10 protein-coding genes are annotated in these 9,235 nt (G+C 54.6%); 4 read left to right on the top strand and 6 right to left on the bottom strand.

Translation table 11 applies throughout. The features are described 5' to 3' along the window. Positions 1-233: 233 nt before the first annotated feature. On the bottom strand, positions 234-1,094 hold the full coding sequence (locus tag KKG35_14390) for a DMT family transporter (protein ID MBU1739316.1): 861 nt from the start codon (positions 1,092-1,094) through the stop codon (positions 234-236). Positions 1,095-1,144: 50 nt separating this feature from the next. On the opposite strand from KKG35_14390, the gene KKG35_14385 reads away from it, so the two are divergent. Further along, complete coding sequence (locus KKG35_14385) at positions 1,145-1,534, top strand: HEAT repeat domain-containing protein (GenBank protein MBU1739315.1); 390 nt, start codon at positions 1,145-1,147, stop codon at positions 1,532-1,534. 47 nt (positions 1,535-1,581) lie between these two features. On the opposite strand, the gene aspS is transcribed toward KKG35_14385, so the two are convergent. The 3 genes from aspS to KKG35_14370 form a co-directional block, all read right to left on the bottom strand. Beyond that, the gene (aspS, locus tag KKG35_14380) at positions 1,582-3,369 is read right to left on the bottom strand and encodes an aspartate--tRNA ligase (GenBank protein MBU1739314.1); all 1,788 of its coding nucleotides are present in this window, start codon (positions 3,367-3,369) and stop codon (positions 1,582-1,584) included. A gap of 87 nt (positions 3,370-3,456) precedes the next feature. After that, positions 3,457-4,746 (bottom strand): histidine--tRNA ligase, encoded by a 1,290-nt coding sequence (gene hisS, locus KKG35_14375; GenBank protein ID MBU1739313.1) that lies wholly within the window; start codon positions 4,744-4,746, stop codon positions 3,457-3,459. 149 nt (positions 4,747-4,895) lie between these two features. Beyond that, on the bottom strand, positions 4,896-5,294 hold the full coding sequence (locus tag KKG35_14370; protein MBU1739312.1) for a CoA-binding protein: 399 nt from the start codon (positions 5,292-5,294) through the stop codon (positions 4,896-4,898). Positions 5,295-5,396: 102 nt separating this feature from the next. Here KKG35_14370 and KKG35_14365 point away from each other — a divergent pair, with 102 nt between their 5' ends. Next, positions 5,397-5,594 (top strand): CooT family nickel-binding protein, encoded by a 198-nt coding sequence (locus KKG35_14365; GenBank protein ID MBU1739311.1) that lies wholly within the window; start codon positions 5,397-5,399, stop codon positions 5,592-5,594. A gap of 32 nt (positions 5,595-5,626) precedes the next feature. Next, entirely contained in the window at positions 5,627-5,860 is a 234-nt protein-coding gene (locus KKG35_14360; protein MBU1739310.1) for a hypothetical protein, read from the top strand. Positions 5,861-5,878: 18 nt separating this feature from the next. Here the strand turns inward: KKG35_14360 and KKG35_14355 are convergent, their stop codons facing one another. Continuing rightward, a complete protein-coding gene (locus KKG35_14355; protein ID MBU1739309.1) occupies positions 5,879-6,385 on the bottom strand; it encodes a hypothetical protein in 507 nt (168 codons plus the stop codon). A 3-nt stretch (positions 6,386-6,388) separates the two neighbouring features. Next, positions 6,389-7,033 (bottom strand): HAD family hydrolase, encoded by a 645-nt coding sequence (locus KKG35_14350; protein ID MBU1739308.1) that lies wholly within the window; start codon positions 7,031-7,033, stop codon positions 6,389-6,391. A 135-nt stretch (positions 7,034-7,168) separates the two neighbouring features. Here KKG35_14350 and nadB point away from each other — a divergent pair, with 135 nt between their 5' ends. Beyond that, on the top strand, positions 7,169-8,776 hold the full coding sequence (gene nadB / locus KKG35_14345; protein MBU1739307.1) for an L-aspartate oxidase: 1,608 nt from the start codon (positions 7,169-7,171) through the stop codon (positions 8,774-8,776). The last annotated feature ends 459 nt before the right edge of the window (positions 8,777-9,235 follow it).

Genomic DNA, 9,235 nt, shown 5'->3' with positions numbered 1-9,235 from the left:
GTACGAGCAGGCAAGCTGCTCAACTCAGCTTTTCACCCTTCGGGTATAAGTTTCGTACGAGCAGGCAAGCTGCTCAACTCAGCTTTTCACCCTTCGGGTATAAGTTTCGTACGAGCAGGCAAGCTGCTCAACTCAGCTTTAATTGTCGGCATATCTTAACTACGCTTGCCGAGCAAGGCAAGGTTAATTTTTCTGTTCCAGTTTTCCGAGTTGGAGCCCGTCGCCCCGGGAATTCAACCCTGTTTACCGGGATTTCTGACCGGTTCGTGGCACCGGTATCGGGAACGCACCAGGAGCATCCCGCCGGTAAAAATCAGACCGCCGCCGACCCAGGTCATCGGCCCGGGAAGTTCTCCCCAGAAGTAATACCCGTAAACAACTGACAGAATGACCGAAGAATAGCTGGCCGCAGCTACCGCCGGCGCCCGGTCCCGTCGATAGGCGGAGGTCATGAAGATCTGTCCGAGACTTGCGAAAAAGGCGACCCCGACCACCAGCAACCATTGCTTCCCGAGCAGAGGAACATATCCTGGTAAAGACCACACAGCGGTCAGAACTCCGGTCAGCAGGGTAAAATTAAACACGATGACCAGCGGATGATCCGTCTGATTCAGACGCCTGACCATCAGGTGGGCGCCGGCCGAAAAAAAGGCGCCGACAAAAGCAATCAGTGCGGCAAAAGACCACACCACTTTGGGATTCATGATCAGAGCCACTCCGGCAAGACCGGTCAGGATCGCCAGCCACGCCTCCCCGGGCGCCTTCTCATCAAGAACCAGCGGTGCGAGCAGGGCCAGCAGCAGTGGTTGGGCTCTGCCGATAAAGATACAGCTTGCGAGTTCCATATGGGTCAGGGCATAAAAAAAGCAGAACATGGCGAGCATCCCGAACAGGGTACGCCAGAGCAGCACCCGACGCGCCCTGACCAGAAGCGGACGACCCTGATGGAGGAGTACCGCCAGAAAAAACGGGACAGCTATGGCACAGCGCAGGAATACCATCTGGGCCAGCGGCAGCTCGGGTCCGAGGCCTTTCAGCATCGCCGCCATGGTTGCAAAACTGGCCGAAGCCAGTAACATGAAAATAATGCCCATAGTTGTTCCGGCAGGGCCGGAAGTTTAAAGTTAAGAATGAAGAGTGGGAAATGAACGATTTCAGCGATGATGAACTTATCAAAGTAATCAGCGACTTCCTTGAGCAGGGGCTGGCCGAGAACATCGTCGCCATGTTCAGAAAAGAACCGGAACTGCACCGCCTGACCGGGGAGCTGTTGAAAGATGAACGGTTCATGGTCCGGATGGGGATTGCTGTCCTCTATGAGGAACTGGCGGTGATCAGACCCGATGACGTTGGTCGCGCAATCCCATCACTGAAACCCCTGCTCACCAACAAAACAGATTACATCCGGGGTGAAGCGTGCAATCTGCTCGGCATCATCAATACCCCTGAAAGCCTGACCCTGCTTAAAAGGATGCGCACCGATCCGGATCCACAGGTCCGGGAAATTGTCGATGATTTTCTGGGTCCATCCTAGAAAACCGTCTTTCTTTTTCCCCGGACCTGGGTCCTACAACCTCACACTTAATCCTCTTTCCAGTCAGGACGCAGCGACAGCTCGGTGAGCTGTTTCCTGGCAACCGAAGCAGGAGCCTCGGTCATCGGGCAGCCTGCCTTCTGGGTTTTTGGGAAAGCAATCACGTCCCGGATCGTGTCGCGCCCGGCCAGGATCATCATCAGCCGATCAAGGCCGAAGGCGATGCCGCCGTGGGGCGGTGCGCCCAGCTCCAGAGCTTTCAGCAGGAAATCAAATTTGTCGGCCGCCTCTTCCGGGGAAATGCCGAGGGCCTTGAAAACCCTCTGCTGCACTTCCTGCTGGTGGATACGAATGCTGCCGCCGCCGATTTCGGTACCGTTCAGCACCAGATCGTAGGCCCGACTCCGAATGTTGCCCGGATCCGTGGCCAGATTGTCGAGATCCTCTTCCCGGGGTGCGGTGAAGGGATGATGCACGGCGGTATGCCTTTTTTCTTCCTGATCGTACTCAAGCAGCGGGAAGTCGGTGACCCAGGTGAAGTTAAAGGTTCCGGCTTTCATCAGACCAAGGCGCCGGGCCAGTTCGAGCCTGAGCTCGGCCAGGGCGTTGTGGACCACCGCCGGAGTGTCCGCAACAAAAAACAGCAGGTCGCCGGTCTCGGCCCCGAGGGCCGCGGCCATCGCCGCCCGTTCCTCGTCGGTGAAAAACTTGGCGATCGGCGACTGCCATTCACCATTCTCTTTCATCTTGACCCAGGCAAGCCCCTTGGCCCCGAAATTCGCAACATAGGCAGTCAGATCATCCAGGTCCTTGCGGGAAAAATCAGCGCACCCCTTGGCATTGATACTCTTGACCATCCCGCCTTTTTCAACCACCGTCCGGAAAACCTGGAAACCGCAATTCTTCACAATTTCACTCAAGCTGGTCAGCTCGAAACCGAACCGGCTGTCCGGCCGATCGGTGCCGAACCGCTCCATCGCCTCCCGGTAAGTCATTCTGGGAAAGGGGGGAGCAAGTTCAAGGCCGATAGTCTCCTTGAACAGGGTCTTGATCATCCCCTCGGCCACCCGGTAGATATCCTCCTCGTCACAGAAGGAAAGCTCCATATCCACCTGGGTGAATTCCGGCTGCCGGTCGGCCCGGAGATCTTCATCCCGGAAGCATTTGACGATCTGGTAATAGCGGTCCATGCCCGCAACCATCAGCAGCTGCTTGAAGAGCTGCGGCGACTGGGGCAAGGCGTAAAATTTCCCGGCATTGACCCGGCTCGGGACCAGATAGTCCCTCGCGCCTTCCGGAGTGGAACGGGTCAGGACCGGGGTTTCGATTTCCAGAAACTCCTCGTTGTTCAGATAACTCCGGATCGCCTGGCACGCCTTGTGCCGGAGAACAAGGGTTTCCGCCATCTGCGGCCGGCGCAGGTCCAGATAGCGGTACTTGAGGCGCAGGTTGTCGGAGATTTCGATATCTTCATCCAGAGGGAAAGGCGGGGTAATGCTTTTATTCAGGATCCGCAGTTCATCCACCAGGATTTCAATTTCCCCGGTCGCAAGCTTGGGATTGACCATTCCTTCCGGACGCTGACTGACCCTGCCCCGGACCGCCAGGACCCACTCGCTACGCAAACCGTGGGCTTTAGCATGGACCTCACCATTCAATTCCGGGTTGAAGACAACCTGGGTGATGCCCCGTCGGTCGCGCAGATCGATAAAGATCACCCCGCCATGGTCCCGGCGCCTCAGCACCCAGCCCATCAGGACCACTTCCTCGCCGATATTTCCATGACCCAGGTCGTTACAGAAATGGGTTCTTTTCAAACTTCCCATCGATTCCATATGGATGAACTCCTGATCCCCGCTGCTGCGGGGAAGTTAAAAGTTAAGAGTTAAAAGTTACGAGTTGAAAGACCCGGAATTGATCGGTCATTGATCCTGTCTCCCGGCGGTAATCATCCCGGCAAGTGTTCCTGCCAGCTCTTTCGGCTTATTTCCCAGGGCAATCTCCTGCTGCTCCCCGGCGGACATGTTTCTTAGGACACCGATCCCTTTTGCCAGTTCCTCTTCCCCCAGAATCAGGGTAAAACGGGCGCCTGACTTGCCCGCCTGTTTCATCTGGTTTTTCAGGCTGCGGCCGGCGGGATCCAAGATGGCGGCAAGACCCGTCAATCGGCAGGCATGAATCAGCTTGAACGCCTCATCGCCCGCCTTTTCCCCCAGAGCCACGATAAACAGGTCGGGCCCGGGATCTTCCTGCTCCTGACCCTTCTGCTGCAGGAGTAGGACCAGCCGCTCCATGCCGACCGCAAAGCCGATGCCGGGCATGTTTTTCGGCCCGCCCAGCTGGCCGATCAGGCTGTCATAGCGACCACCGGCTCCGACCGCACTCTGGGCGCCGAGATCACCGGTGATCAGTTCAAAGGTGGTCCGGGTATAATAATCAAGCCCCCGGACCATAAACGCGTTCACCTTGTACGGTATTTGAAGGCTGGTCAGTAATTTTTTCACTGCGGCAAAATGGCTGTCACAGGCAGTACAGAGATGATCCGGCAGTTCCGGCACCCCTTGGTACTGCTCCCGGCACGCCTCATTCTTGCAGTCCAGGACCCGCAGCGGATTGGTTTTCCTTCTCCGTTCACAATCCTCACATAACGCTCCGGCCCGGGTCTCAAGGAAGTCCAGCAGGGCTGTATTATACGCTGGTCGGCATTCCGGACAACCCAGCGAATTCATCTCCAGACTCACCTCAAGACCGAGCCCGGTCATCAACTGCCAGGCCATTGACATCAACTCGGCATCGACCATCGGCTGGTCAGCGCCCAGGGTCTCGACACTGATCTGATGAAACTGCCGCAATCTTCCTTTCTGGGGCCGCTCATGCCGGAACATCGGACCCATGGTATATAAACGCTGCACCGGTTTCTGGACATGCAGACTGTGTTCAACAAAAGCCCGCAGCACCGGAGCGGTTCCTTCCGGTCGCATGGTGATGGAACTGCCGTTGCGATCGACAAAGGTGTACATCTCTTTTTCGACAATATCGGTGGCCTCCCCGATGGAGCGAACAAAAAGATCCGTTTTTTCCAGAATCGGCACCCGGATTTCAGAGAATCCGTAGCGGGCAAACAGTGTCCGGGCAAGACTTTCGATCCTCTGCCAGACCACCGCTTCTTCAGGAAGAATATCCTTAAAACCCTTTAACGCCTTTACACTCAAGTCTGCACCTTGCGGCCGGAGCGATGGAGAGGTCCGGCTTGATATGGAATTTCAGCTAAATAGCCCGAAAAGGGAAAACGGGTGAATGTAGCTAAATAAGGGGTAAAAGTCAAGGTGACTCTGGAGAGAACGGAGCAGTCGGTAAAAAATCAGAGCAGATTCTGATGGTCAACTTTTATACAGCGATCCATGATCACTGAAAGCCCACCCTTTTTCGCTTCCGCAGCCGCCTCATCGTTTACAATCCCGAGCTGCATCCAGACAACCCGGGCGCCGATGGCGATCGCGCTCCGGACGATGGGGAAAACATCTTCGGCCCGCCGGAAAATATCGACCACCTCCACCACCCCCGGAATCGACTCCAGATCAGGATAGCAGGTGCGGCCGAGAATCTCCTCCTGGCCCGGGTTGACGGGAATGACGTGATACCCCGCTTCGATCAGGTAACGGGCCACCTGATTGCTGGGCCGGTTCTCCTTAGGGGAAAGACCGACCACCGCAATATGGCGAAAGCTTTTTAAGATCCGGCTTATTTCCAGGGTTTCCATATCTCCCTCTCTTTGCTGGTGGTTTTTTTGATAGTATCTGGTTATCATCTGACTTTGCATAAAAATCTATTCCCGCAAACCATAATTCCCGCAGGTGAAATTATGTGTCAGATGAGTGTTATGCTGGAAAAAAACGGCGACCCGGAACTGATCATGGAGAATGCAAGCCGGCTTGAAGCAACCGATGACGGAGTGACGGTCACCACCCTGTTTGAAGCGCCGAAAACAATCCCCGCGGTCCGGGTGACCAGGATTGATTTTTTAAACGGCAAGGTCTTTCTGGGACCAACTGCAAAGTGAAATAAAATGAAAGAGGCAAACAAATGAGTGAAATGAGTGAAACAGATAAGCTCCGGGTTCTTTTACCCCACTGGATTGAGCACAACAACAGCCACATTGCCGAATTTACAAAGTGGAAGCAGGTCGCTGCCGATTGCGGCAAAGACCTTGCCGAAGGAATCGAAGAGGCCATTGACGCCATGAAAAAAGCGGGCGCTTCACTGCAGGGTGTTCTGGAAAAACTCGGCGGCCCCGCTGAAAGCCACCACCATCATCACCATCATTGATCCGGAGCTGCATGGCGATCAATCTCCCGGTTTCACCTCGAACCGTCTGATCTGGTCCAGCCGATCCGAGCTGCCGGCGGATGAGCATGCGACCTCCAGCAGCCAGAATTTTCCCGGCTGCTCTTTGATCCGCCGAACCAGTTTGTCGCTGAGCCAGTGGGAATCCTCCTCAAGATTGTAGAATACGGTATCGGCGCCGAAAAAACCGTCGAGCAGATGGGTGACCACGTGCAGTATTTTACTTTCATACCCCTGGCCCATGGTCTTCAAATCCGATATTTTCTGAAAACCGCTTTCCTGCAATTCGCTCACCAGTGCGGCAACGGCGCGTCGGTTTGCTTCCATCTTTTCTTCCGCAAAAACCCAGAAATCGCTCCTTTCAGCGGAACAGGATTTTTCTTCAACAATCACGATCCGGTCATATCTGACCAGAAAATTTTTCTGAAAAAAATGAATGACCCGGCTTTTGCATTCCCCCTGATTCTCCCCGCCGACCAGCAGGGTATGCGTCGCTTCCAGATTCATAGTTTACCCCTGCCCGGCCTGAAAATTTGAAAAAACCGGCAGACCCGTGATCTCCATAAAGCTGTTCACGTGATAATCGGCCGCAAGATTCTTGTTGCGAAAAGCGATCATCCTCATGCCTGCGTTTGCGGCATGTTCAAGATCTACCGGAGAGTCGCCGATAAAAATCCCTTCATCCACCTTCAGCCTGAAATGGTCAAGGATCTTGTGAATGGCTTCGGGATGCGGCTTTGCGTTTTTGACATCCATGGCCGTCACCACCAGACCGTAATATTTCCTGAGCGAAAAGAGATCGAGCAGGGTGGCCATGGTCGTTGTCCGGTTGGTGCTGATTGCGGTTTTGCAGAACGGGGTGATGTATTCAAGAAATTCAACCAGATCGGGTTCGATGGTCATGTGCCTGATAAAATCCCGGTAGTCGACACTCAGTCGATACTGGTGGGCCATCTCAAGCTCCTCCGGCCAGTGCCGGAAAATATGGGCCACCGAATCCATCACATGATGCATATGGACGTAGGCAAGTTCGGAATCGTCCATCACCGGATGGCCGAATTTTTCCCGCATATGGTTGTAAAAGTGGCGATTGGCCTCCAGCGAATCAAACATCACGCCATCACAATCAAATATGACCAGTTTCATCTCGGACATTCTTAAAACCTTTGCTTAAAAAATCTGATTATCCATGAAATAAGGGAATCGAAAGAGTATAAATCAATAGCGAACTTCAGACCGGACTGTCAAGGCATTCCGGCACCCATCCAATTCCGGCAAAGATTTTGACCTATGAAAAGAACTGATTTCCTGGTAATCGGCAGCGGCATTTCCGGACTCTCCTTCGCCCTCAAGGCCTCCCGCCTCGGATCCGTGACCCTGATCACCAAAAAGGCCAAGGTCGACACCGCCACCAATCTGGCCCAGGGCGGCATCGCCGCCGTGCTTTCCGAAGAAGATTCCTTTGCGCTGCACATTGCCGATACCCTGAAATCCGGGGCCGGCCTCTGTAATGAGGAAATCGTAAAGATGGTTGTTGAAAGCGGCCCGGAACGAATAAAAGAGCTGATTGAGATAGGGGTCGCTTTCAACAAGAACAAAAAAAATCCGCAGCAGCTTGACCTGGGAAGGGAAGGCGGGCATTCCGCACGCCGCATCGCCCATTCCCTTGATCTGTCCGGCCGCGAAATTGAAAGAGCCCTGCTGGAGGCGGCAACCGGCACTCAGGCCATCGAAATCCTGGAAAATCACCTGGCCATCGACCTGCTGCTGGGCTCAAAGGCAGGTTTGCCTGCAACGGAAGATGGTTTCAGCGACACCTGCCTCGGCGCTTATGTCCTCGCCCCGGACGGCTCGATCACCACCTGGCGGGCCAAGGTAACGGTGGTCTGTACCGGCGGCGCGGGAAAGGCCTATCTGTATACCACCAATCCCGATATCGCTACCGGTGACGGGATCGCCATGGCGTATCGGGCAGGAGCGCAGGTGGCCAACCTTGAATTCGTCCAGTTTCATCCCACCTGCCTCTACCACCCCCTGACCAAGAATTTCCTGATCTCCGAAGCGGTGCGTGGGGAAGGCGGGCGCCTGATCAACAAAGAAGGGCGCGCCTTTATGGACAAATACGATCCCCAGGGGGATCTGGCCACCAGAGACAGGGTGGCCCGGGCCATCGACACCGAGATGAAAACGAGCGGTGACGACTGTGTCTATCTCGACATCAGCCATCGACCCGCCGAGTTTGTCAGCAGCCGCTTTCCCAATATCTACCAGACCTGCCTGCGTCACGGGATAGACATCACCAGGGAACCGATCCCGGTCGTCCCGGCGGCGCACTATATGTGCGGCGGAGTTCTCACGGACAAAATGGGTCGGACCAGCATCAGAAACCTGTATGCCTTCGGGGAAAGCGCCTGCACCGGTCTGCACGGAGGAAACCGCCTGGCCAGCAACTCCCTGCTGGAGGCAGTGGTCTTTGCCCACCAGGCCTTTCTCCAGTGTGAAGTCGACTGGCCGGAACTGAAAAACCTTACACTCCCTGCAGTCCCCGAATGGGATGCGGGATCGGCCGCAAGGATAGAGGAATGCGTTCTGATCAGTCACAACTGGGACCAGATCCGCCGCCTGATGTGGAACTATGTCGGCATTGTCCGCTCGGACAAGAGACTCGCCCTGGTTGTGGAAAGGCTGGCCCCGATCCTGAAGGAAGTGAATCAGCATTACCACGACTACCTGCTGACCCCGGATCTGGTCGAATTGCGCAACATTGCCCTGGTTGCAGAGCTTATTGTCCGCTGCGCCACGCTCCGCAAAGAATCCAGGGGTCTCCACTACAATGTTGACTACCCCGACATTGATGATCTCAACTGGCGGAAAGATACGGTTCTCAGCAAACAATAATCCGCTCAACTTTCCGACATGTCTTTTGGTGATGATTCGCTGTTATAAAATGGTTCAGAGTCGTAGTGACATTTCATGATGAGAATTCAGAAGCCAGTAGTCGGAAGCCAGAATGAGTGATTTTTTCACCCTTCGGGTATAAGTTTCGTACGAGCAGACCAGCTGCTCAACTCAGCTTTTCACCCTTCGGGTATAAGTTTCGTACGAGCAGACCAGCTGCTCAACTCAGCTTTAAGCTTTTCTCCTGACATTTTCACTCCACTGAATCCGATCACCCTTAAAGCACAAGCCTTTTCCAGAATCCATCCCCGATGGAAAACATTCTTCCGGCCACCAACAATTACCTTTCACCCTCGAAGGAAATGCACCAAGCGGCAGGATCGGAACGACCAAAAAGACCTTTTTTCAGTCTGTTAGGGCACGCAGAAAAAAAAGCTTGCAACCAACGGTTTTTTTTCT

Source organism: Pseudomonadota bacterium (assembly GCA_018823285.1).
Classification (GTDB): Bacteria; Desulfobacterota; Desulfobulbia; order Desulfobulbales; family JAGXFP01; genus JAHJIQ01.
This window is presented reverse-complemented; position numbering and strand designations above follow the sequence as displayed.